Here is a 24,814-nt window from a genome sequence, read left to right as displayed (position 1 = left end):
AGCGCATTTCATTACTTTACATTTTGTTTGACTTTGTTCATTTTATTCCCACTCAACTGTTGCAGGTGGTTTACTTGTAATATCATACACGATACGGTTGACATGATCGACTTCATTGACGATGCGGACAGAGATTTTTTGTAGTAAATCCCAATCAATTCGAGCAAAGTCTGCAGTCATTCCGTCAATAGAAGTAATCGCACGGATACCAATTGTGTAGTCATACGTACGACCATCTCCCATAACACCGACAGAACGGATACCAGGTAAGACAGTAAAGTATTGCCAAATATCGCGGTCAAGCCCAGCGTTAGCAATTTCTTCACGTAAAATCGCATCACTTTCACGCACGATTTCTAGTTTATCTTCGGTAATTTCACCAAGGACACGAATCCCTAAACCAGGACCTGGGAAAGGTTGACGCCAGACGATTGAATCAGGCATCCCAAGTTCAGTTCCAACGGCACGGACTTCGTCTTTAAATAAAGTGTTTAAAGGCTCGATTAGAGTAAAGTCCATATCATCAGGTAAGCCTCCCACGTTATGGTGAGATTTGATGACCTCAGCAGTATCTGTTCCACTTTCGATAACATCAGTGTAAAGAGTTCCTTGTGCTAAGAAATCAATACCATCTAATTTAGCGGCTTCATCATCAAACAGATAGATAAATTCATTTCCAATAATTTTACGTTTTTGTTCTGGATCAGAGACGCCTTTTAGTTTATCTAAGAAGCGTTTTTTAGCGTCGACTTTAATGATATTTAAGCCGAATTTTCCGCCTAAACTTTCCATCACTTGTTCCGCTTCTCCTTTGCGTAGTAACCCATGGTCAACGAAAACGCAAGTTAATTGATCACCAATCGCTTTTTGTAACAAGACACCAACCACGCTCGAATCAACCCCACCAGATAAAGCAAGCAGGACTTTTTTATCGCCAACGAGTTGACGGATCTTATTGATTTCAATATCAATGAAGCTTCCCATTGACCAATCACCTGTACAATGACAAATATCAAAGGCAAAGTGACGTAAGACATCATTACCATATTCAGAATGACGGACCTCTGGGTGGAATTGAACAGCGTACATTTTTTTAGCTGTATTTTCCATTGCTGAGATTGGGCAGTTTGGACTTGTCGCTACGACATCAAAGCCAGCAGGGACTTCAGTTACTAAATCACCATGACTCATCCAGACTTGTTGGTGCTCAGGTAAAGCTTTAAATAAATCAGTTTTGCCTGTCACGTCAATCATCGCTTTGCCATATTCTTTTTGGTTAGCGCTAGAAACAGTTCCGCCTAAGTGGTGGGTCATTAATTGCATCCCGTAACAAATTCCTAAGATTGGAATTCCAAGCTCAAAGATTTCAGGGTCAACTGAAAAGCTATCTTCAGCATAAACGCTGTTTGGTCCACCAGAAAAAATAATTCCTTTAGGTGCAATTTCCTTAATTTCTGCAGCGGTAATTTTATGACTGAGTAATTCTGAGAAAACACCAAGTTCTCTGATGCGGCGTGTAATCAATTGGTTATACTGGCTACCAAAATCAAGTACAATAATTTTTTCTAAATCTGTAAAGTCTGACGTTTTAGTCAATGGTTTCACCCTATCTTTCTGTATTTTTAGAACTTACGCAAGAAAATTTCATCGAAGACATGCTGCTCTGTTTTGTGTAAAATCACATCGGCTCTGCTACGAGTTGGTAAAATAAACCGAGTTAAATTTTTAGCATTTACTTTTTGCCAAATGTGTTTAGCGAAATCTTGAGCTTCTTCTTGCGGTCCGTTTGCATAGTTATAATAATAATTAGTTTTATCTTCTTTTGCAAGGTTTAATAAAGAAGAAAAACGTTCTAAGTACCAAGTTTCAATCAAATCTGGATCAGCATCGACATAAATTAAAAAATCGAAAAAGTCACTAATATAGATTTGTTGGTTTTCAGGTAATTGTAACACATTAATCCCTTCAACAATTAAAATATCGGGTTGTGAGATGGTTTCAAATTCATCGGGAACGATATCATACGTTTCATGTGAGTAAACAGGGATTTTGATATTGTCTTCACCATTTTTTACGGCATTGAGAAAGGTCAGTAAGTGTTCCATATCATAACTCTCTGGAAACCCTTTTCGATCTAAAATATCTCGTTCAATTAATTGTTGTGTCGGATAAAGAAAACCATCCGTAGTAATCATTTGAACATGCCGTCTTTTGAGATTGCGAGAAAGCATCATCTGTAATAAACGAGCCGTAGTACTTTTGCCAACAGCGACACTTCCTGCGACGCCGATGATAAAAGGTGCGGGTGGAACAAAACGTTGCATAAAAAGTCCTTTACTGAGATGAAGCGATTCGTATTCTTTCATATAAATGTGAATTAAATGCGTTAAAGGAATATAAATATCCTGGACATCTTGTAGTGAGATTTGATCGTTGACACTTTTTATTTCTTGTAATTCTTTATTGGTTAGTGGAGGGACACCGTTACGATAGAAATTACGCCATTCCTCACGGCTTAGCCGATAAAAATTTGTTTTTTCATCCATTGTTTAACTCCTAAATTAAAATCCTTTTTCATCCATCCAAGGGATAGAAAGTGAAAGGTGTGCGGCCAGCTTTTTGTTTTTATTGAAAGCTGCCAATCGTTCTTTTCGACGGTCCTGATAGCCGTTGGTAATCATTATTTCTTCATGTGTTTCGGGAATAACGTGCGGAACTCCTTGATAATTTTCTTCTGCCTCAACGACAACAAAGGTCATAAAGCAGGTAGCTGCTAGATAACGGTCTCCCGTATCTAAATCTTCACCAATAACTTTAGTAAAAATTTCCATTGATTTTTTGCCAGTCCCCGTAACATAAGCTTCCACGCAAACGGAATGGTTTTCGTACAAAGGATGTAAAAAGTTAAGTTCATCGGTTGAAGCAGTCATAACGGGTCGACGAGCATGACGAGCGGCTGAAATCGATGTTGTATCGTCAATAAATGACATTAATTTGCCTCCGTAAAGGGCTTGAAAAGAATTCAAATCTGCCGGAAAAATACGATGAGTCTGAATAATCCGTGATTCTCGGCATTTTTTTTCTTTAGGTGTTGTAATAAACATATTCAAAACGCTCCAATTCATGATATGATAAATAAGTTGTAACGATTATAGCACATTACAAGCTAAAGTACGAAGGATGGAAAATACAATGAAACGATTGATTTTATTTGGGGATAGTATTACAGCGGGGTATTCTGAAGGTGAAATCACCTTAAAGTTAAATGAACGAATTGCGGCACGTGAACCGAATATTGAAATTATTAATGCAGGCATTCCAGGAGATTCGACAGCGGGTGGGCTTGAACGGGTACAAAACCATGTGATTAGACATCAACCAGACTGGGTCACCGTTTTTTTTGGTGCCAATGATGCTTCGATTGTTTATGATATGCCGATTGAAAAATTTATAAAAAATGTGATTGAAATAGTTTTAGAAATAGGACCAGAACGTGTTATTTTGATTGGGGCGCCCTATGTTTGTCAAACCTTACATGCCATCGATCGACCACTAGTACGGTTAGAACGTTATGCAGAAGCTACTAAAAAAATTGCGGCTAAATTAAAGATACCGTACATTTCCTTGTTAGTGGAAATGCAAAAAAGTGTGAAACCAACGGATTATTTACAAAAGGATGGTTTGCATTTTTCAGATAAGGGCTATGATTTATTGAGTGAATTAATCGTGAAAGAATTAAGAAAGCAGGGGTAGAAACAAATGGGAGAACAACATTATTTTAGTGAACAGCCAGAGATTGCACATGACCGTCATCAATGGTTATTTGAACTTGTCGGTCGAAATTTTAAATTTATAACAGATACCAATGTTTTTTCTAAAAAGACGGTCGACTATGGTTCGCGTGTGTTGATTGAACACTTTGATGATACATCATTACCTGCAGGAGCAATTTTAGATGTGGGGTGTGGTTATGGACCAATTGGCTTGGCACTAGCCGTGAAAACCAATCGTGAGGTTCATATGATTGATGTTAATCAACGAGCATTAGACTTGGCTAAGGAAAATGCCAAATTAAATCAAATTTCAGGGACGACCATTTATCAATCAAATATATACGAATCGGTCATGAAAAAAGATTTTTCAGCCGTGGTGAGTAATCCACCGATACGTGCCGGAAAAGAGGTCGTGCATGCGATTATTTCAGAAGCCTATGATCATTTGAAAAGTGGTGGTAGCTTGACGATTGTCATTCAGAAAAAACAAGGTGCACCGAGTGCTCAGAAAAAAATGACTGAGATTTTTGGGGCAGCGACAATTGTTGCCAAGGACAAAGGCTACTATATTATTGTAAGTGAAAAAGAATAATTGAATAACGAAGAAAAGGGAGACCATTTTGGTTTAATCTTTTCTTTTTTTTTGGACTCTTTTAAAGAGAGGACGCTTCTTTTAGGTTCTGTTTTTGTTGCTAAGTAAAAAAAGCTAGAAATGCTATTGACAAAGTAGTTGTCATACGTTAAAATGATTAGTTGCAGAATGCTTTATGTTTCGGAAGTTAAAGGTTATGAAATATTGTCCATAATCCTTTGATTGATAGGGAAAACAAAAATAGAAAGGTCATAATTAGGAGATCTGGTTCTATTTTTGGTTTTTTTTTACTTAAAAACGACCTTGTAACAAGATTGTAATTTAAGTTTAATATTTGTAACGTAGAGGCTTTTGGAAAAAACTCAGAGGGGTGACTAATTTGGTTGGACACGTAGTAAAATACGGAAAACACCGAGAAAGACGCAGTTATTCTAGGATTAGTGAAGTGCTAGAATTACCAAATTTAATTGAAATTCAGACAGATTCTTACAAGTGGTTTTTAGACGAAGGTTTACGTGAAATGTTTGAAGACATTTTACCAATCACTGATTTTAGTGACAAATTATCTTTAGAATTTGTTGACTATGAAATGAAGACACCAAAGTACACGGTTGAAGAAGCCCGTGCACATGATTCTAACTATTCAGCACCGATTCATGTCACATTACGCTTAGATAACCAAGTTACAGGTGAAATTAAGTCTCAAGAAGTGTTTTTCGGCGATTTTCCTTTAATGACAGAAATGGGAACATTTATTATCAATGGTGCCGAACGAGTGGTTGTATCACAGTTAGTTCGTTCTCCTGGAGTTTACTTTAATCCGAAAAAAGAGAAAAATGGCCAAGAAGGTTTTGGTACAACGATTATTCCTAACCGTGGTGCTTGGTTAGAGCTTGAAACCGATGCAAAAGGATTTTCATATGCTCGTATCGACCGCACACGTAAATTACCTTTAACGGTTGTTGTTAGAGCGTTAGGTTTTGGTTCAGATAGTACAATTTTAGAAATCTTTGGTGAAAGCGAAAGCTTACAAGCTACCATTGAAAAAGATATTCATAAAAACTCCGGTGATTCTCGTACAGAGGAAGGGTTGAAAGATATTTATGACCGTCTTCGTCCGGGTGAACCTAAGACAGCAGAAAGTTCAAGAAACTTATTAAACTCAAGATTCTTTGATCCAAAACGTTATGATTTAGCAGCTGTTGGACGTTATAAAGTCAACAAAAAATTAAATTTAAAAACACGTTTGTTAAATCAAACGTTAGCTGAAACGTTAGTTGACCCTGAAACAGGTGAAATTATCGTTGAAAAAGGAACAGTGATTACACATGCTGTGATGGAAAATCTAAAAGATTATCTTGATGCAGGCATTAATTGTGAAACATTCTATCCAACAGAGGATGGGGTTGTTACCGAACCGATGACAATTCAAGTTATTCGTGTCTTCTCACCTAAAGATCCTGAACGTGTAGTTAATATGATTGGCAATGCCAACTTAGATGCTTCCGTTCGTACCGTTCGCCCAGCTGATATTATTTCAACAATGGGTTACTTCTTCAACTTGCAAGAAGGAATTGGTAAAGTGGATGATATCGACCATTTAGGAAATCGTCGTATCCGTTCAGTTGGTGAGTTGCTACAAAATCAATTCCGTATTGGTTTATCTCGTATGGAACGTGTGGTTCGTGAACGTATGTCTATTCAAGATACGGAAACATTAACGCCACAACAATTAATTAATATTCGTCCTGTTGTTGCTTCAATGAAAGAATTCTTTGGTTCTTCTCAGTTGTCACAATTCATGGACCAAACAAACCCATTAGGTGAGTTGACACACAAACGTCGTCTATCTGCCTTAGGACCTGGTGGTTTGACACGTGACCGTGCCGGTTATGAAGTTCGTGACGTTCACTATTCGCATTATGGTCGTATGTGTCCGATTGAAACGCCTGAGGGCCCGAATATTGGATTAATTAATAGTTTATCAAGTTATGCTAAAGTTAACCGTTATGGTTTTATTGAAACACCTTACCGTCGTGTGGATCGTGCAACGGGTCGTGTGACTGAGCATATTGATTACTTAACAGCTGATGAAGAAGATCATTACATGGTAGCGCAAGCAAACTCTCCTCTTAATGAAGATGGAACATTTGCAGAGGACGTTGTAATGGCTCGTTTGACAAGTGAAAACTTAGAAGTATCAGTATCTAAAGTTGACTACATGGATGTTTCACCTAAACAGGTAGTAGCGGTAGCCACTTCTTGTATTCCTTTCCTGGAAAATGATGACTCTAACCGTGCGTTGATGGGTGCCAACATGCAACGTCAAGCCGTACCGTTAATTCAACCTCGTTCTCCAATTGTAGGAACTGGTATGGAATTCAAGGCAGCCCATGACTCTGGAGCCGCTTTATTATGTAAACATGATGGTATTGTTGAATTTGTTGATGCCAAACAAATCCGTGTTCGTCGTGAAGACGGCACATTGGATAAATATAATGTAATTAAATTCCATCGTTCAAATGCAGGGACAAGTTATAATCAACGCCCAATCGTTCGCAAAAACGAACGTGTTGAAGTTGGTGATACTTTAGCGGATGGCCCATCGATGGAAGAAGGCGAATTAGCTTTAGGTCAAAACGTCTTGGTTGCGTTCATGACTTGGGAAGGTTACAACTATGAAGATGCGATTATCATGAGTCGCCGTCTGGTTAAAGATGATGTTTATACTTCTGTCCATATTGAAGAGTATGAATCAGAAGCTCGTGATACTAAATTAGGACCTGAGGAAATTACCCGTGAATTACCAAACGTTGGTGAAGATGCGCTTAAAGATCTTGACGAAATGGGAATTATTCGAATTGGTGCTGAAGTTAAAGATGGTGATCTTTTAGTTGGTAAAGTGACGCCTAAAGGGGTTACTGAATTATCAGCAGAAGAACGTTTACTCCATGCTATTTTTGGAGAAAAAGCGCGTGAAGTACGTGATACTTCTCTACGTGTCCCACATGGTGGCGGCGGGATTGTTCATGATGTGAAAATCTTTACTCGTGAAGCTGGTGATGAGTTAGCACCCGGCGTTAATATGCTAGTTCGTGTTTATATTGTACAAAAACGTAAAATCAACGAAGGCGATAAGATGGCTGGACGCCATGGTAATAAAGGGGTTGTTTCCCGTATTATGCCTGAGGAAGATATGCCATTCTTACCAGATGGAACACCTGTGGACATCATGTTAAACCCATTAGGGGTACCTTCTCGTATGAACATTGGACAAGTATTAGAGTTACATCTTGGAATGGCTGCTCGTTCATTAAATATTCATGTAGCAACGCCTGTTTTTGACGGTGCTGATGAAGATGATGTGTGGAGTACAGTTGAAGAAGCTGGATTAGCACAAGATGCTAAGACAATTCTTTATGATGGCCGTACAGGAGAACCATTTGATAATCGTGTTTCAGTGGGTGTGATGTACATGCTGAAACTTGCTCACATGGTTGATGACAAACTACATGCTCGTTCAATTGGACCTTACTCATTAGTAACACAACAACCACTAGGTGGTAAAGCTCAATTTGGTGGACAACGTTTCGGTGAGATGGAAGTTTGGGCGCTAGAAGCTTATGGTGCTGCTTATACTTTACAAGAAATCTTGACTTATAAATCAGATGACGTTGTTGGTCGTGTGAAAACTTACGAATCAATCGTTAAGGGTGAACCAATTCAAAAACCTGGTGTGCCTGAATCATTCCGTGTATTAGTTAAAGAATTACAAGCTCTAGGTTTAGATATGCGTGTTCTTGATGCAGAAAACAAAGAAATTGAATTACGCGATATGGATGATGAAGATGATGATTTAATCACAGTAGATGCTTTAGCGAAATTTGCGAAAGAGCAAGCTGAAAAAGAAGCAGAACAATCGTTGAAAGATGCACAAGACAAGTAAAGAATAATTAACGACAAAGCCTGTTATTCTGATAGATAAAGAAACGGAGGGACATCTTTTGATCGATGTAAATAAATTTGAAAGTATGCAAATTGGATTAGCTTCTTCTGAAAAAATTAGAAGCTGGTCGTATGGTGAAGTGAAAAAACCGGAAACTATCAATTACCGTACACTAAAACCTGAACGTGATGGTCTTTTCTGCGAGCGTATTTTCGGTCCTACTAAGGACTGGGAATGCTCTTGTGGTAAATATAAACGTATTCGCTATAAAGGAATCGTATGTGACCGTTGTGGAGTTGAAGTGACTCGTTCTAAAGTTCGTCGTGAACGTATGGGACATATCGAGTTAGCTGCTCCAGTAACTCATATTTGGTATTTTAAAGGGATTCCTAGTCGTATGGGGCTTGTATTAGATATGAGTCCACGTGCACTAGAGGAGATAATCTATTTTGCTTCTTATGTTGTAACGGAAGCAGGAGATACTTCTTTAGAAAAAAAACAATTACTAACAGAACGTGAATATCGTGAAAAACGTCTTCAATATGGTCAAGGTTTCCAAGCGAGTATGGGAGCCGAAGCGATCAAACGCTTATTAGAAGATGTTGAGTTAGAAAAAGAAGTTGCTGGACTTAAAGAAGATTTAAAAACAGCACAAGGTCAAAAAAGAACGCGTGCGATTCGTCGTCTTGATATTTTAGAAGCCTTTAGAACCTCTGGAAATAATCCTGAGTGGATGGTTATGGACGTTGTTCCAATCATTCCTCCTGACTTACGTCCTATGGTTCAATTAGAAGGTGGTCGTTTCGCAACAAGTGATTTGAATGACTTATATCGTCGTGTCATTAACCGTAATAATCGTTTGAAACGTTTATTAGATTTAAATGCACCAGGGATTATTGTTCAAAATGAAAAGCGTATGCTTCAAGAAGCAGTGGATGCGTTAATTGATAATGGTCGTCGTGGCCGTCCAGTTACTGGACCTGGTAACCGTCCGTTGAAATCTCTATCTCATATGTTGAAAGGGAAACAAGGTCGTTTCCGTCAAAACTTATTAGGTAAACGTGTGGATTACTCTGGTCGTTCAGTAATCGTTGTTGGACCTTTCTTAAAAATGTACCAATGTGGTCTGCCAAAAGAAATGGCCATTGAATTATTCAAACCTTTTGTGATGCATGAATTAGTTAAACGCGAAATTGCGAATAACATTAAAAATGCAAAACGCCAAATTGAACGTCAAGAAGATGCAGTTTGGGATGTCTTAGAAGATGTAATCAAAGAACATCCAGTATTACTTAACCGAGCACCTACATTGCATAGACTTGGTATTCAAGCGTTTGAGCCTGTCTTAGTTGAAGGACGCGCGATTCGTCTTCACCCATTAGTTTGTGAGGCTTATAATGCCGATTTTGATGGGGACCAAATGGCCGTTCACGTTCCTTTAAATGAAGAAGCTCAAGCTGAAGCTCGTATGCTAATGCTTGCAGCACAAAATATCCTAAACCCTAAAGATGGAAAACCAGTAGTTACGCCATCTCAAGATATGGTTTTAGGAAACTATTATTTGACAATGGAAGAACCTGGACAAGTTGGCGAAGGAATGATTTTCCGTAATTTAGATGAGATTGTCTTAGCATGGCGTAATGGCTATGTTCACTTACATTCACGTATTGGTCTTTCAACGAGTTCAATGCCTGAAAAACCATTTACAGAATGGCAAAGAGAACGTATGCTCATTACTACAGCTGGTAAAGCAATTTTTAATGAAATTATGCCACCAGAATTCCCATATTTAAATGAACCAACAGATGAAAACTTAACAATTAAAACACCAGATAAATACTTTGTAGAAGCAGGAACAGATATTCCAGCTTATATTAAAGAACAAACACCAATTGGACCATTCAAGAAGAAAAATCTTGGTAATATCATTGCTGAAGTCTTCAAACGATTTAAAATTACAGAAACTTCAAAAATGTTAGATAGAATGAAGGACTTAGGTTATAAGCACTCAACTTATGCAGGGATGACAGTTGGGATTGCGGATATCGTAGTCTTACATGAGAAAAAAGATTTAATTGATAAAGCCCATGAACAAGTGGAAAAAATTACAAAACAGTTCCGTCGTGGTTTAATTACTGATGACGAACGATATGAACGTGTTATTGCTGTTTGGAATTCAACAAAAGATGCTATCCAAATTAAACTGATGGAAAGTTTAGATGATCGTAACCCAATCTTCATGATGAGTGATTCTGGAGCGCGTGGTAACATCTCAAACTTTACTCAATTAGCAGGTATGCGTGGTTTGATGGCAGCTCCAAATGGACGTATCATGGAGTTACCGATTGTTTCTAACTTTCGTGAAGGTTTAACGGTCTTAGAAATGTTCATCTCAACTCACGGTGCGCGTAAAGGTATGACGGATACGGCCCTTAAAACAGCCGATTCAGGTTACTTAACTCGTCGTCTAGTAGACGTTGCTCAAGATGTTATCATTCGTGAAACAGATTGTGGAACAGACCGTGGTTTAGATATTCGTGCGATCAAAGAGGGCAATGAAATCATTGAAACTCTTGAAGAACGTATTTTAGGTCGTTATACTCGTCGATCAATTCTTCACCCTGAAACAGGTGAAATAATCATTGGAAGAAATGAACTCATTACTGAAGATATTTCAAAACAAATTATTGAAGCAGGAATTGAAGAAATAACAATCCGTTCAGTCTTTACATGTAATACAAAACATGGTGTCTGTAAACATTGTTATGGTCGTAACTTAGCGACTGGTTCTGAAGTTGAAGTTGGAGAGGCAGTTGGTACGATTGCTGCTCAATCGATTGGTGAACCAGGTACTCAGTTAACAATGCGTACTTTCCATACGGGTGGGGTTGCCGGAGATGATATTACTCAAGGTTTACCTCGTATCCAAGAAATCTTTGAAGCTCGTAATCCTAAAGGGGTTGCTGTTATTTCTGAAGTAGCGGGAGAAGTTATTGAAGTGACAGAAGATCCAGCAGATCGTACAAAACAAGTGATTGTTAAAGGGAATACCGATACAAGAACTTACGACGTACCATTTACTGCCCGTTTGAAGGTAGCTGAAGGAGATTTGATTGATCGTGGGGCTCCATTAACAGAAGGTTCAATCGATCCAAAACAATTATTAACAGTTAAAGATGTTTTAACAGTTGAGAACTATCTACTGAAAGAAGTCCAAAAAGTATACCGTATGCAAGGGGTAGAAATTGGAGATAAACATATTGAAGTAATGGTTCGTCAAATGTTACGTAAAGTTCGTGTCATGGATCCAGGTGATTCTGATATTTTACCAGGGACGTTAATGGATATTGGAGCCTTTACAGATCGTAACTATGATACATTAGTAAGTGGAGGCTCTCCTGCAACAAGTCGCCCGGTATTATTAGGAATTACAAAAGCATCACTTGAAACAAATAGTTTCTTATCTGCCGCTTCTTTCCAAGAAACAACACGTGTGTTAACGGATGCGGCAATCAGAGGCAAAAAAGACCACTTATTGGGTCTTAAAGAAAATGTTATTATCGGTAAGATTATACCTGCCGGTACGGGTATGCCAAAATACCGTAACATGGAACCTAAAGAAGTTGGCGTGGCGAGTGAAAATGTTTATAGCATTAGTGACATTGAAGCTCAAATGGCTGCAGCCGATGCTTTAAAAGGACAATAAAATAAGATAACTAAAGGTCATGTAATAATGAAAATTATTACATGACTTTTTTTTTCTAAAATAAATAGAAACAAGTACAGATAAACCCAAAAGTCAAAAAAGGAATAAATGGGATTGAATGGGGCATTTTGTGTTGGAATAGTAAAAGAGCAATACTAAAAAGTAAAGCAGTTAATGAGGCGATAAAAGTTATCCACAGTGTTTGTGTAAAACCAAGGATAAAAGCGAAAAAAAGAAGCAATCGAATGTCGCCACCTCCAATTTTTTGTGGATAAAAATAACAATAGATAGAAAAAAATAAAGTCATCAACAAAGGTGGTAAAAAAATGATTAATTTGAAGGGGGAATTCCAAAAGAAAAGAATAGTTATCAACAAGCTAAAAGAATAAAATATTTTGGGTTCAACAAGACCGTAGAGGTAATCAGTTAAACTAAGAGTTAAAAGCATTAAAGTCATTAAAAAATGGAGAAAACTATACCAAGTAAGTATTTGATAATAAAAATAGCAAAAAGTAAGACCAGTAGCTACTTCAAAAAGGGAATGCTCGAGAGAAATCGGTGTTTGGCAATAGCGACATTTGTTTTTATTGTGGATAAGTGAAACTAAAGGAAGTAAATCAAAAAAAGTTAAAAGATGTCCACAGTGATTACAATGTGAACGAGTTAAAAAAATTGGTTGTTTTAACGGAAGGTGTTGGGCTAAAAAAGCTAAAAATGAGCCTAATAAACAGCCAAGATAAAAAATGATAACAGCCATGATGATATCTCTTCTTTCTGTTGTTTTATAATAAACTACGCAAAAAAATAATAATTTTCGTTAAAAAAGAACATAAATTGTTAATTTGTGTTAAATTTAATATATGAAGATAATAGGGAGACAGAGCATGAAAAAATTTAAATCGATAGTTTTAGCATTAGTGTTATTTTTATTGTTTATTTTGGGGGGCTGTCAATCAAAAGAATTAACACCAGAAAAAATTGGGGAAACATTTGTTAATAACTTTATTTATTATGAAGATAGTGGGGAATTTAGAGATTATTTTGTTGATGGTAAAATTTTGGAAAAACAATTACGAGTGAAAATTAATTCTTTTCAAACTCATTTTTCGGATGTGTTTGATCCTGTTGTAGGTGAATTATCAGAAAAAGATAAAGAAAAACTTGCGAGTAGTTTAATGGAAGCAGTCCAAAAAAAATCAGAATATGAATTGCGGATTCAGGAAGAAACAGAAAATGAAATGACTGTTGTTTATGAAATTAGAGGGTTAGATTATGCAAAAGTCATTGAGAATACGCTTGGAAATATTATTGAATTAATGACGGTCAATGAAGGAATTGAAAAAGAGAATAAAGAATCTGAGGAAGCTGTTATAAGTGGGTTCTTATCTGCGTTAAATAAAGCAGAAACTAAAAAAACGGCAGTCACTGTTGAATTGAGTTTTGTTAAACAAAAAGATAAGTGGATGTTAAAATCAAATCAAGATCAAGCAGTTAATGAATTAATGTTGTCTTTCATTTCAGGTGTTAATGATGATGCGTCTTATGATCGAGAAACTGAACAAGCAATCGAACAAGCGATAAAGACAGCTGAAAAAAACTATAGTTGTTTTTGTTTCTTTTTTGAGTGAAAAAGTGTTACTATAAGATTAGAAATCAAAGGAGGAATTGTTAATGAGTAATGTAAAAACTAAAGCAATTTTGAATCAAGCGGTCGCAGATTTGAGCCAATTTTCTGTTGTGATTCACCAAACTCATTGGTTTATGAGAGGACAAGGCTTCTTAGTAATGCATCCCAAAATGGATGAGTATATGGATGGAATCAATGATCAGCTAGATGTTGTAGCAGAGCGTTTGATTACATTAGGTGGTAGTCCGTTTTCAACATTGAAGGAATTCATGGAAAACACTAAAATTGAAGACGCACCTGGAACATATGACAAAACAATGGAAGAACATCTAAATATTTTAATTAGTGGATACCAATATTTACGTGAATTAAGTGCGAAAGCAATCGAAGTGACTGACGAAGAAACAGATCATGTCACACAAGATATCTTTATTGGTATGAAGGGTGAATTCGAAAAAATCTTATGGATGTTATATGCTGAATTGGGTCAAGAACCTAAATTAGGCTAATCATAAATTTAAATTAAAAAAGAGAGCAATCAAATAGTTGATTGCTCTCTTTTTTAATTTAAATCAATACTTTTATCAAACTTTAGTTGGATTGATTGGTCTAATTTTTTAAGACTAAAGTTGAATGGTTGTTAGCTAATAAAATAATTATACTAAGAATAGATTAGAGAATAGGAAAAAGTGAGGAGATTACCCTGGTTTATTTAATTAGTTTATTGACTGTTTTTATTTATTTATTTATTTTTAAAAAAAGGTACGTTTCAGCCGTTGTATTATTTATGGAGTTGTTTGTTAGTCTTTTATCTAACAATGGCTTTATCAGAAATTGTAGGTTTTCCAACTTTATCGGAGCTTCACCGACTCACTCAATTAGGTCAACCATTGTACCAACCTAAACTTAACTTGATTCCTTTCAGTGCGGGCGTTGATTTATCAAGTTTTCAAAATATTTTATTCTTTGTTCCACTGGGGGTTAGTTTACCAGTGATGTGGCAACGATTTCAGCACTTGTTTCCAACGATTATCGCAGGGTTGAGTTTTTCTTTATTCATCGAAGGAGGTCAGTTATTTACACCATATCGCTATACCGATATCAATGATTTGATAATGAATACTTTAGGCGTTATTATTGGTTGGCTATTAGCACGTTTTATTTTTAAATGGCAAATCCAACGAAAACAAGGTGAGAATTTAGATTGGTTATTGTATTTTTTGATTTCACTGGTTGCTAGCTTCTCCTTAAATTAAGGGCGCCAAAAAGTTTGACACTCTTTTTTATCTTCTAAATTATAGTCGATTAGTTCAGTTAGTAGTTCAAATGGAAGTTCTGAGGTTAAGGGGACACGAATCAGTTGTTGTGTGTATGAAAAATGATAGTTTTTAATTTGTTCTTCAAAAAGAAGTATTGTTTTTTTCTCAGGAGCAATGGCTAAATGTTTTTTAGCCACGCTAAACCCGATAATATAGGTTTCATGATGAGTAAACATTGGTTGTTTCCAAGCGATGCGTGGCTCTAACTGCGGAAAATTTAGTGAAATCCATTGTAATAATGTTTCCATTTTTTCTTTTTGCAAAGAATCTGTTAATGTATCAAGATAATTATTAAAAAAACTCAAATTTAAAACCTCCTTTAGTTAATCGTATTATAAAGTAGAAACACATTCTATGCTAAATATAAGCCCTTAAAGCATCAAATTTTATAAAAAAGTAGAAACGCAGAAGTTCAATTAAAACTTCTGCGTTTCTAATTATACTCGTCGTGAACGACGTTGATTTTGAGAGTGTGAAAGAAGCTGATTTTTTCTTTGTTTTTCAGTGTAGTACAGATAAACAATAAAGCTTGTGAGGCCTCCGAAGAAACAAACAACACCGATAATAAAACCAGGCGGTAAATAAGAAAGTTTGATATCATGTTTGCCTTTAGGAACTTCAAAAGTTAAGAAACCATCATGAAAATCTTTTGTTGCGATTTTTTTACCATCAATTGAAACAGACCAGCCTTTGTCAAAAGGAATAGTAGTGAAGAGAACCTGTTTTTCTGGAAGGTTAACATGAGCCGTTGCTTTTCGATTACTTACTTCAAAATCGATTCCTTTATTCTGAATTTGTTTAATAGAAGAAGTGTAACGATTCACATCCATTGTTACCACAGTGGGTTCGATGAGATTAATTTCTTTTGTACCATAGAATTCAAGAGAAAAGCGCACCGTCGAATCTTTTTCAAAATAGCCTAAATCATAATATTGACCCGTGATGCTAAGTTGCGATTTTTGTGTTCGGCCTTGAGTCGTGACACTCACGCTAGAACTTTCAAGCTTTCCAAAATCAGTTGGAAAGATACTGATATAGGCTTGCTGTCCACCAGGGACGAAAACATCAAAAGTTAATGTCTTTCCGATATTGGCTTTTTCTTCTTGATACATTACTTTATTTTTGCCATCAGGAATAATTTTGGTGTTTTCTGTTTTTATCAGATTTGGCTTAATAAAATTATAGTAAGAAGTATTAAAATCAGAGAGTTGATTTAGTAAATTTGTTTGAGCTGTTAAATTATCAGTTTCCGGTAAAGCAACTTTATAAATACCTTTATCGGTTAACATGCCTAAAGGAAGGGCTAACTGATTTTCATAAAGTTTATAATCACCTTTACTTTCAACTAAATCGAATCCATATTTATTAATTTTTTCCTTAGTAATATTATGTTTGATTCCTAGAAGACTGTCCATTAAAAGCATATTATTTTGATAACGGATATTTAAATTTGTTCCTCGAGAGCGAAAACCGAGAGTGCTTAATAATGAGGAAGAGTGTCGATTTCGGATGGATGAAAACATACTAACGCCACTATAGCCATAATTAAAGCCATCGTTAGCTGAGACACCATCAATTGAATCCATTCGATAAAACTTTTCGTTATTTTGCTTTTCAGCACGAGTAACAAGAGCATCGATACTTGGATAAGGTCCAGAATAAAGGCTTCTAGAAGCATAGTTCCAATCATCTAAAATACCATTGAGCATAAAATTAGTATTTAAAAAAGCTTCACCACTCATTAAAAAGAAAAGGAGAATGGCTAGATGTCGAGTTAAAAATTTGTTTTGTTGATATAAACTCATAATTAAGATATAGAGAACTAAGAATAAGATAGAAAGTAAGACCGCTTCATATTTGACGTAATCATAGTTCTCAGGTGGTGTCGTTACTTTAGCAAGGACAAATAAAACGCCTAGAATGACACCGATTCCTATAAAATAAATACCATCTTCTTTAGTAAACTGTTCCCAACCGTAACCAGCAAGCATCAGAACTAAAAAAGAAAATAAAAAGCTGAAACGGAAAAGGAACATGTTAGGAAAATGGAATCCATGCCAGAATAAATTTAATGGATTTAAATAAAAGCTAGCAATAAAGAGTCCTAAAAAAGCACCATAGGCTATTTTATTTTTTAAAGGTATTTTTTTAGTAATGAAATAAAAAATACAAAAAATTAAAGGTAATAATCCAACATAGATAAAGGGAATTGAACCATATTTTGTCGTGTCATAAACACCAATCATATTTTTAATCACTAAATCCCAAAAACCAGTTCCTTCGGTTTTTAGTTTAGCAAGATTACTGAGTGTTTCACCATTGCTTCTTAAATCCAAAACAGAAGGTAGTATCATAATCATTGAACTAATCCCAGCAGCAAAGGCTGTGAAGAAGTAAGGAAAGACGACTTTTTTGAAACTCCCTTTTTCTAATAAACATTTAATGAAGAAGTAGATGACTGAAAAGACACCAATCATAAAACCAAAGTAAAAATTAGAAATGAAAAGAATTAAATAAGAAATAAATAAAACGATTGGTTTTTTTCCTTCAAAAATGCGATTAATCCCTAAAATAATCAAAGGTAGGTAGATAAAAGCGTCCAGCCACATGATGAGTTCAGATTGTGTAGTAATGAAAGACATTAAAGCGTAGCAAATACTTAGTGCTAAAACACTCCATTGTTGGATTTTAAAAGTACTTTTTCCGTAGAACCAAAAAGCAAGTCCTGCTGAACCGATTTTTAAAAGCGTTAATAAATAAAGTACATCGGGTATGTTTTCATTATTGAAAAAGAAAACAATGGGCGTGAAGATACCTCCTAAATAATAAGAAATTAGAGACCAAAAATTAAGTCCTAATGAAGCATTCCAAGAATAAAGAAAGCTTTGTTTTCCATGCATCGCATTGTTGAAAGAGGCATGGAAATTTGAAAATTGGGAAAATGCATCACTGGCTAGAATACTTCGAGCGCTTCCCCAGTAGATTCCTAAACTTAAATAAACAAAGAACATAATAAGTACTGGAATTAAAAAGGCGGCGAGGCCAAATCCCCAAATGGGTTTTTTCTTTTTTCTCCTTGCTTGTCGCATCATAAAATTCCTCCTATAGTAATTAACGTCATTTATTATAACACATTGTATTATTCAAAAGAGACAAGATATTGTTTAAAATGAGTAGCTGTGTTTATGATGTCAATAAAAAGACTAAGACAAATTTATAAATAAGGTGTCGTAGTCTTTTTATTGTCAATATCTTGATGGAAAAAATTAACGTCTGATTTGTCCGTTACCAAGAATAACGTATTTAGTTGAAGTTAATTCATTTAACCCCATAGGTCCGCGAGCATGGAGTTTTTGCGTGCTAATCCCAATTTCTCCGCCAAAACCAAAAACACTTCCATCGGTAAAGCGAGAAGAAGCATTGACATAAACAGCAGCTGCATCCACTTGATTTACAAAGTTCTGCGAAGTGAAGTAGTTATCAGTAACGATGACTTCTGAATGACCAGAACTAAACAATTCAATATGGTTAATCGCTTCATCAAGTGAACCAACCGTTTTAATTGCTAAAATAAAATCTAAAAATTCAGTTTCAAAATCTTCAGTCGTTGCTAAACGACTTGTTTTTAAGTGTTTTTGGGCAGCAACATCAGCTCTGAGTTCCACTTGATAAGAAGTTAAACGTTCTTCTAATAAAGGTAAGAAAGTAGGGGCTATTTTTTCGTGAATAATAAGGGTCTCGATGGCGTTACAGACACTCGGCCGTTGGCATTTTCCATTTTCAACAATCGCTAAAGCCATTTCGATTTGAGCTTCTTGGTCAACGTAAACATGGCAATTACCTGTTCCTGTTTGAATTATCGGCACAGTGGCAGTTTGGACCACTGTTTTAATGAGGTTACCGCCGCCGCGTGGGATAAGAACATCAAGGTATCCGTTGAGTTGCATAAACTCGCGAGCGGTTTCTCTTGAAGTGTCCTGGATTAATTGGATAGCATCGATTGGAAAATCAATACTAGCTAAAGCTTGTTGCATCACAGAAACAAGTGCTTGATTTGAATGAAGTGCTTCTTTTCCACCGCGTAAAATAATAGCATTTCCTGATTTAAAGCAGAGACAAGCTGCATCAGTTGTAACGTTAGGTCGTGACTCATAAATAATTCCAACGACACCAAGAGGTACTCTTTGTTTTCCAATGGTTAAATCATCTTCATTTTTCCAAACCTTATCCATGTTACCAATTGGATCTTCTAAATCAATAATCGTTTGAATGTCTTGTTGCATAGCTTGCAAACGTTCTTTAGTCAGGACCAAGCGGTCAATCATAGGCTCTGTTAGGCCATTTTCTTTTGCTGCATGGATATCTTTCTTGTTAGCTGAGAGGATCATTGCTTCTTCTTTGGCTAAATAGGTAACCATTGTTTGAAGTGCTTTATTTTTTTCTTTAGTGGTGGCAAGACTTAAAAAACGAGCGGCTTTCTTTGCTTTTTTTCCTAAAATAATTAATGGTGACATTTAAATGCTCCTTTTCATTTTATTTTATTTGAAAAAAGTGATCCTATAGTTTTACCTTCAATAATATCAAAGATAATACTTGGTTCTTCCCCATTGGCAAGAACCATTTGACCAGAGTAGTCAAGTATTCGTTGAGCGGCTTTTAGCTTACTAGCCATTCCGCCAGTCCCAAAACGACTCCCTTCACCTCCAGCTGCTTTTTTCAAATCAGCTGTGATTTTGTTAATCTGCGTATAAAGTTTAGCGTCTGGATCAGTTTGAGGGTTATTAGTATAAAAACCATCAATATCTGATAACATAATCAATAAATCCGCTTTGGTCAGCTGTGAAACGATAGCAGAGAGCTGATCGTTGTCACCAAATTTAGTTTGGTGATCTAATTCTTCAACGGCAACACTATCATTTTCATTGACAATGGGAATAATTCCCATCTTTAAAAGTTCATCGAGTGTGTTGATGACATTTTTCCGACTTTCAGGAAAATCGACAACATCCCTTGTCATTAAAACTTGTGCAATTTGTTGATTATAATTTTCAAAGCGTTGTGAATAAGTTTTGATAAGCTCAGATTGTCCAATGGCAGCGATGGCTTGTTGTTTTGCAATCGTTGAGGGGCGACTTGTTAAACCTAGCGACTGTAATCCAGCTCCAATGGCTCCAGAAGAAACTAGAATTACCTCGTAGTCTTGATTAACCAAAGCCGTTAAAACGAAAGCTAATTGGTCGATTGATTTTAAATTAAGTTTGCCATTTTTTAGAACGAGAGAACTTGTTCCAACTTTGACAACAACCCGTTTAACAGTTGATAATGTTTTTCTCACAGTAGTCATCCTTTTTATAAAATTTCTGATAAAGTTCAGCTAGTTCTCATTCTATCATGTTGTGTGAAGCTAATCGATACCTAGATTAGAATGAATGAAAAATCTCTTTTTAAAGGTAAAACCCAAAATATAAAAAAGTTAACTGGATAATATAATAACAAAAGCAATAGCCCTATTATAAAAATAAGCATTTATTAAATAACTGTTTAGTTTGTAATCAAACTGTATTCTTTAAATGACTAGTATTTTTATTGAATCGTTGTATAATTGCTCTTAGCTTTTAGATATCATAAAAAAAAATTAAATATTTTTATGGTCCCTTGTTTTTTATGGTTAAAAAGAGTAGTTGGAGAAAGTGAGAGGGAAGTTATTGTGGAAAGTACAGTAAAAAAATCAAATTTGGATAAATTTACATTAGGGGGAGCACTAATTGCCATGGGGGTTGTCTATGGTGATATAGGAACGAGTCCTCTTTATGTTATGAAAGCGATAATTGAAGGAAATGGTGGCCTAGATCAAATATCGGAAGAATTTATTTTAGGAGCAGTTTCACTGATTTTTTGGACACTGACATTACTCACAACAGTCAAGTATGTGATGATTGCATTAAGCGCAGATAATCATGGTGAAGGTGGTATTTTTTCGCTGTATACTTTGGTAAAAAAAACAAGTAAGTTTTTAGTCTTCCCAGCAATGATTGGTGGAGCAGCCCTTTTGGCAGATGGAGTTTTAACTCCAGCCGTGACTGTGACAACGGCTATCGAAGGCTTACGAGGAATTCCGGCCTTTTATCAACGTTTTGGTAGTAATCAAGAGGTCATTGTTATTATTACGATGATAATTATATTCTCCTTGTTTATGATTCAGCGTTTTGGAACTCAAAAAGTAGGGACTGCATTTGGCCCTATTATGTTTGCTTGGTTTACCTTTTTAGGCGCGGTTGGTTTATTTAATTTTGTGCAAGATATTACCGTTTTACGTGCTCTAAATCCAATCTATGCTTTAAAAATTTTGCTATCAGATGAAAATAAAATGGGTGTTTTTATTTTAGGAAGTGTTTTTTTAGCGACAACTGGAGCAGAGGCCCTCTACTCAGATTTAGGGCATGCCGGTCGAAAAAATATTCGTTTTAGTTGGCCTTACATAAAAATTTGTTTGACTCTTAATTATTTTGGACAAGCGGCTTGGATTATTCGAGTGAAAGGGGATTCTTTTTATCAAGAAATTGAAATGTTGAATCCTTTTTTTAGAATGATGCCTAAATCATTAACCGTTGTTGGTGTTGTTTTTGCGACTGCGGCGGCAGTGATTGCCTCTCAGTCTTTAATTTCAGGTTCGTATACTTTAGTTTCAGAAGCCATCAAATTACGTTTATTACCACGTTTAAGGATTGTTTATCCAACCGATCAAAAGGGACAACTTTATATCCCTGTTGTGAATACTTTGCTTTTAATAGGATGTTTAAGTATAGTAGTGACTTTTAGAACCTCAGCACATATGGAAGCTGCTTATGGTTTAGCGATTACGATTACTATGTTAATGACCACGGTTTTATTACTTTTCTACCTATTACAAAATAAAGCACCAAAAATCGTAGCTTTTGGCATTTTTGTTTTCTTTGCAAGTATTGAAACAATCTTTTTTATTTCGAGTGCGACTAAATTTATGCATGGTGGTTATGTAGCGATTTTAATGGCAGTTATCATTCTGTTGATTATGTTAATTTGGCATCGAGGAAGTATTATTCAAGAAAAAAGTTCTGATCGAGTGTCACTTTGCGATTATGTAGAGCAATTAGGTGCTTTAAGTCAAGATCATAATATTCCACAATACCAAACCAATATCGTTTTTTTAACTTCTAAAATTAAAGGGCATCAAGTAGGCCGAGATATTGTTTATTCTATTCTTGATAAACGACCAAAACGAGCAAAAGTTTATTGGTTTGTGAATGTTTTTGTTACCGATCAACCGTATACGAAAGACTACTATGTCGATATGATGGGGACGGATTACATCGTCAATGTTCAACTGCGTTTAGGTTTTAGAGTAAATCAAGAAGTGAATGTTTATTTAAGGCAAATTGTTCATGATTTAATGGAATCAGGTCAATTACCAAAACAACCTCAACAATACACCATTACACCTGGACGTGAGGTGGGTGATTTTGCATTTGTCCTCATTAAAGAAGAGTTAACTCGAGTGACATCATTAAGTACGTTAGATACTTTGGTCATGCAAATTAAATTAGGGATAAAAAAAATTGCCTTCGATCCTGCAAGATGGTTCGGATTGGAATATAGTGATGTTATCTTTGAACATGTTCCATTGATTGTAGGTAAGGAAAAACGGTTATCTAAATTGACTAAAATTCAAGTGGATAATTTTGAAGAAGACGATGATGATGAAGATGAATAAAGTTAGATTTTGATTACTAAAACAAGATTTTTTGGGTAAGTTTGTTTGAATTAGACAGACTTACTCTTTTTATTTTGCTATAATTAATAAGCTATTACTAAAAAGTAGGGAGACAAAAAAATGTCGAAAATTCGTGGTTTCGAACAAGTAACAACGTTCGATAAAATTAATTTACCGCAGCGTGCAACACATGATGCTGCTGGTTATGATTTTGAAGCAGCTGATGAGGTTGTTATTCCAAGTATTTGGAAAAAAGGGATTGCACTGAGTTTAAAAGCTGTTTTAAAAGGTGAGAAAAGCTTAGTCGATGAGGAATTAAAAAAAGAATTAAAACCGGTTCTTGTCCCAACAGGCGTTAAAGCATATATGCAACCCGAAGAATTTTTACAGTTATGTAATCGTTCTAGTAATCCTTTAAAACGTTTTTTATTACTAGGAAATGGTGTTGGGATTATTGATAGTGACTATTATAATAATGCCTCAAATGAAGGACACATCATGTTTCAATTTATCAACTTCGGTTTAACAGATGTGACGATAAAAAAAGGTGAACGAATTGGTCAGGGGATTTTTCTGCCTTTCTTAAAAGCAGATAATGATGGACCTACAAAGCAAAGAGACGGTGGGTTTGGCTCCTCTGGCAACTAGAAAACGAACATTTATGTTAGAATAAAAGTGTCTTAAACAAAGTGAGGAGATTTTATGGCAAAAAAAGTTAAATCAGAATTTCTTTGTCAATCGTGTGGCTATGTCTCGCCGATGTACTTAGGGAGATGCCCCAACTGTGGTGAATGGAATACATTAGTTGAAGAACTAATTCAAGAGAAAACAACCAGACATAGTCGCGTGAGTTTAAAGGGAGAACGGACGAAACCAGAAAAATTAGGTCAAGTCATTCAGCAGAAAGAAACACGAATTAAAACCGAGCTTGGTGAATTAAACCGAGTCCTTGGTGGTGGGGTTGTTCCAGGTTCACTAGTTTTAATTGGTGGAGATCCTGGGATAGGGAAATCGACCTTGCTCCTGCAAGTTTCGCAACAGTTGAGTAAGCTTGAAGGAACCGTATTATATGTCTCTGGAGAAGAAAGTGCGCAACAAATTAAAATGCGAGCGGAACGTTTGAGCGATAGTGATAATGATTTTTATGTGTATGCAGAAACAGATATGTCGGCAATTAAACAAACGATAGAAAATTTGGCCCCAGACTATGTGATTATTGATTCAATTCAAACGATGATTAATCCAGATTTAAATAGTGCAGCAGGAAGTGTCAGTCAAGTTAGAGAAACAACGGCCGAATTGATGCAAGTCGCTAAGTCAAACCAAGTTGCCATCTTTATTGTGGGGCATGTGACAAAGGAAGGCTCGTTAGCGGGACCGAGGATGTTAGAGCACATGGTGGACACTGTTCTTTATTTTGAAGGTGAACGTCATCATACTTTTAGAATTTTGCGTGCGGTGAAAAATCGCTTTGGTTCGACGAATGAGATTGGGATTTTTGAAATGCGTGAACAAGGTTTAGTTGAAGTTTTAAACCCTTCTGAAGCTTTTTTAGAAGAACGATTAGATGGAGCGACGGGGTCTGCGATTGTCTGTTCAATGGAAGGTACGCGACCGATTTTGGCGGAGGTTCAAGCGTTGATTACGCCATCAATCTTTGGTAATGCTAAACGAACAGCGACAGGATTAGATTATAATCGGGTTTCATTGATTATGGCTGTTTTAGAAAAACGAGCAGGTCTATTATTGCAAAATCAAGATGCATATTTAAAAGCAGCGGGTGGTGTCAAATTAGATGAACCTGCTATTGATTTAGCAATTGCGGTAAGTATCGCTTCTAGCTATAAGGAAAAAGAGACCTCTGTTCATGAATGTTTTGTCGGTGAAATTGGTTTAACAGGAGAAATTAGACGCGTGAATCGAATTGAACAGCGTGTGTCAGAAGCTAAAAAGTTAGGGTTTAAAAAGATGTATGTTCCAAAGAATAATTTACAAGGATGGAACGTGCCGACAGATATTAAAATCATCGGTGTTACTACCGTTTCTGAAGTATTAAAGAAGGTTTTCAAGTAGAAGAGAGGAGGAAAAAGATTGAAAAAAA

Annotated in this window: 18 protein-coding genes; 10 read left to right on the top strand and 8 right to left on the bottom strand. The window is 36.0% G+C overall.

Features of this window, described 5'->3' with window-relative positions; genetic code table 11:
- Positions 1–42: 42 nt before the first annotated feature.
- From guaA to ACTJFD_RS01365, 3 genes are read right to left on the bottom strand one after another with little or no spacing between them, the layout of a single operon-like run.
- Positions 43–1,596, bottom strand: a complete 1,554-nt coding sequence (gene guaA, locus ACTJFD_RS01375) for a glutamine-hydrolyzing GMP synthase (RefSeq protein ID WP_442259241.1) — start codon at positions 1,594–1,596, stop codon at positions 43–45.
- A gap of 26 nt (positions 1,597–1,622) precedes the next feature.
- Positions 1,623–2,546 carry a type I pantothenate kinase gene (gene coaA, locus ACTJFD_RS01370; RefSeq protein ID WP_442259240.1) on the bottom strand — a complete coding sequence of 308 codons (924 nt, stop codon included), beginning with the start codon at positions 2,544–2,546 and terminating at the stop codon, positions 1,623–1,625.
- 15 nt (positions 2,547–2,561) lie between these two features.
- Positions 2,562–3,104 carry an acyl-CoA thioesterase gene (locus ACTJFD_RS01365; RefSeq protein ID WP_442259239.1) on the bottom strand — a complete coding sequence of 181 codons (543 nt, stop codon included), beginning with the start codon at positions 3,102–3,104 and terminating at the stop codon, positions 2,562–2,564.
- Positions 3,105–3,192: 88 nt separating this feature from the next.
- On the opposite strand from ACTJFD_RS01365, the gene ACTJFD_RS01360 reads away from it, so the two are divergent.
- The 4 genes from ACTJFD_RS01360 to rpoC all read left to right on the top strand — a co-directional run bounded on the left by ACTJFD_RS01360 (position 3,193) and on the right by rpoC (position 12,017).
- Positions 3,193–3,753 (top strand): SGNH/GDSL hydrolase family protein, encoded by a 561-nt coding sequence (locus ACTJFD_RS01360; RefSeq protein WP_442259238.1) that lies wholly within the window; start codon positions 3,193–3,195, stop codon positions 3,751–3,753.
- Between the two features lie 6 nt (positions 3,754–3,759).
- Positions 3,760–4,365 (top strand): class I SAM-dependent methyltransferase, encoded by a 606-nt coding sequence (locus tag ACTJFD_RS01355; protein ID WP_442259237.1) that lies wholly within the window; start codon positions 3,760–3,762, stop codon positions 4,363–4,365.
- Between the two features lie 379 nt (positions 4,366–4,744).
- Positions 4,745–8,311 (top strand): DNA-directed RNA polymerase subunit beta, encoded by a 3,567-nt coding sequence (gene rpoB, locus ACTJFD_RS01350; RefSeq protein ID WP_442259236.1) that lies wholly within the window; start codon positions 4,745–4,747, stop codon positions 8,309–8,311.
- 58 nt (positions 8,312–8,369) lie between these two features.
- Entirely contained in the window at positions 8,370–12,017 is a 3,648-nt protein-coding gene (gene rpoC / locus ACTJFD_RS01345; protein ID WP_442259235.1) for a DNA-directed RNA polymerase subunit beta', read from the top strand.
- A 55-nt stretch (positions 12,018–12,072) separates the two neighbouring features.
- On the opposite strand, the gene ACTJFD_RS01340 is transcribed toward rpoC, so the two are convergent.
- Positions 12,073–12,774, bottom strand: coding sequence for a prepilin peptidase (locus ACTJFD_RS01340; RefSeq protein WP_442259234.1), 702 nt, complete (start codon positions 12,772–12,774; stop codon positions 12,073–12,075).
- 127 nt (positions 12,775–12,901) lie between these two features.
- Between ACTJFD_RS01340 and ACTJFD_RS01335 the strand changes: the two genes are divergently transcribed.
- The 3 genes from ACTJFD_RS01335 (at position 12,902) to ACTJFD_RS01325 (ending at position 14,900) form a co-directional block, all read left to right on the top strand.
- A complete protein-coding gene (locus tag ACTJFD_RS01335) occupies positions 12,902–13,645 on the top strand; it encodes a DUF5105 domain-containing protein (protein WP_442259233.1) in 744 nt (247 codons plus the stop codon).
- 43 nt (positions 13,646–13,688) lie between these two features.
- On the top strand, positions 13,689–14,153 hold the full coding sequence (locus ACTJFD_RS01330; RefSeq protein WP_442259232.1) for a Dps family protein: 465 nt from the start codon (positions 13,689–13,691) through the stop codon (positions 14,151–14,153).
- 267 nt (positions 14,154–14,420) lie between these two features.
- A complete protein-coding gene (locus ACTJFD_RS01325) occupies positions 14,421–14,900 on the top strand; it encodes a VanZ family protein (protein WP_442259231.1) in 480 nt (159 codons plus the stop codon).
- Here the strand turns inward: ACTJFD_RS01325 and ACTJFD_RS01320 are convergent.
- The 4 genes from ACTJFD_RS01320 to proB all read right to left on the bottom strand — a co-directional run bounded on the left by ACTJFD_RS01320 (position 14,897) and on the right by proB (position 20,298).
- On the bottom strand, positions 14,897–15,268 hold the full coding sequence (locus tag ACTJFD_RS01320; RefSeq protein ID WP_442259230.1) for an iron chaperone: 372 nt from the start codon (positions 15,266–15,268) through the stop codon (positions 14,897–14,899). The genes ACTJFD_RS01325 and ACTJFD_RS01320 overlap by 4 nt on opposite strands.
- 132 nt (positions 15,269–15,400) lie before the next feature.
- Entirely contained in the window at positions 15,401–18,052 is a 2,652-nt protein-coding gene (locus tag ACTJFD_RS01315) for a YfhO family protein (RefSeq protein WP_442259374.1), read from the bottom strand.
- 177 nt (positions 18,053–18,229) lie between these two features.
- Positions 18,230–19,477, bottom strand: a complete 1,248-nt coding sequence (locus tag ACTJFD_RS01310; RefSeq protein WP_442259229.1) for a glutamate-5-semialdehyde dehydrogenase — start codon at positions 19,475–19,477, stop codon at positions 18,230–18,232.
- Between the two features lie 14 nt (positions 19,478–19,491).
- Entirely contained in the window at positions 19,492–20,298 is an 807-nt protein-coding gene (gene proB, locus ACTJFD_RS01305) for a glutamate 5-kinase (RefSeq protein ID WP_442259228.1), read from the bottom strand.
- Between the two features lie 435 nt (positions 20,299–20,733).
- Between proB and ACTJFD_RS01300 the strand changes: the two genes are divergently transcribed.
- The 3 genes from ACTJFD_RS01300 (at position 20,734) to radA (ending at position 24,786) form a co-directional block, all read left to right on the top strand.
- A complete protein-coding gene (locus ACTJFD_RS01300) occupies positions 20,734–22,713 on the top strand; it encodes a KUP/HAK/KT family potassium transporter (RefSeq protein ID WP_442259373.1) in 1,980 nt (659 codons plus the stop codon).
- A 120-nt stretch (positions 22,714–22,833) separates the two neighbouring features.
- Positions 22,834–23,361, top strand: a complete 528-nt coding sequence (locus tag ACTJFD_RS01295) for a dUTP diphosphatase (RefSeq protein ID WP_442259227.1) — start codon at positions 22,834–22,836, stop codon at positions 23,359–23,361.
- A 54-nt stretch (positions 23,362–23,415) separates the two neighbouring features.
- Positions 23,416–24,786, top strand: coding sequence for a DNA repair protein RadA (gene radA, locus ACTJFD_RS01290; protein WP_442259226.1), 1,371 nt, complete (start codon positions 23,416–23,418; stop codon positions 24,784–24,786).
- The last annotated feature ends 28 nt before the right edge of the window (positions 24,787–24,814 follow it).

Source organism: Vagococcus sp. (assembly GCF_052102835.1).
Classification (GTDB): domain Bacteria; phylum Bacillota; class Bacilli; order Lactobacillales; family Vagococcaceae; genus Vagococcus.
This window is presented reverse-complemented; position numbering and strand designations above follow the sequence as displayed.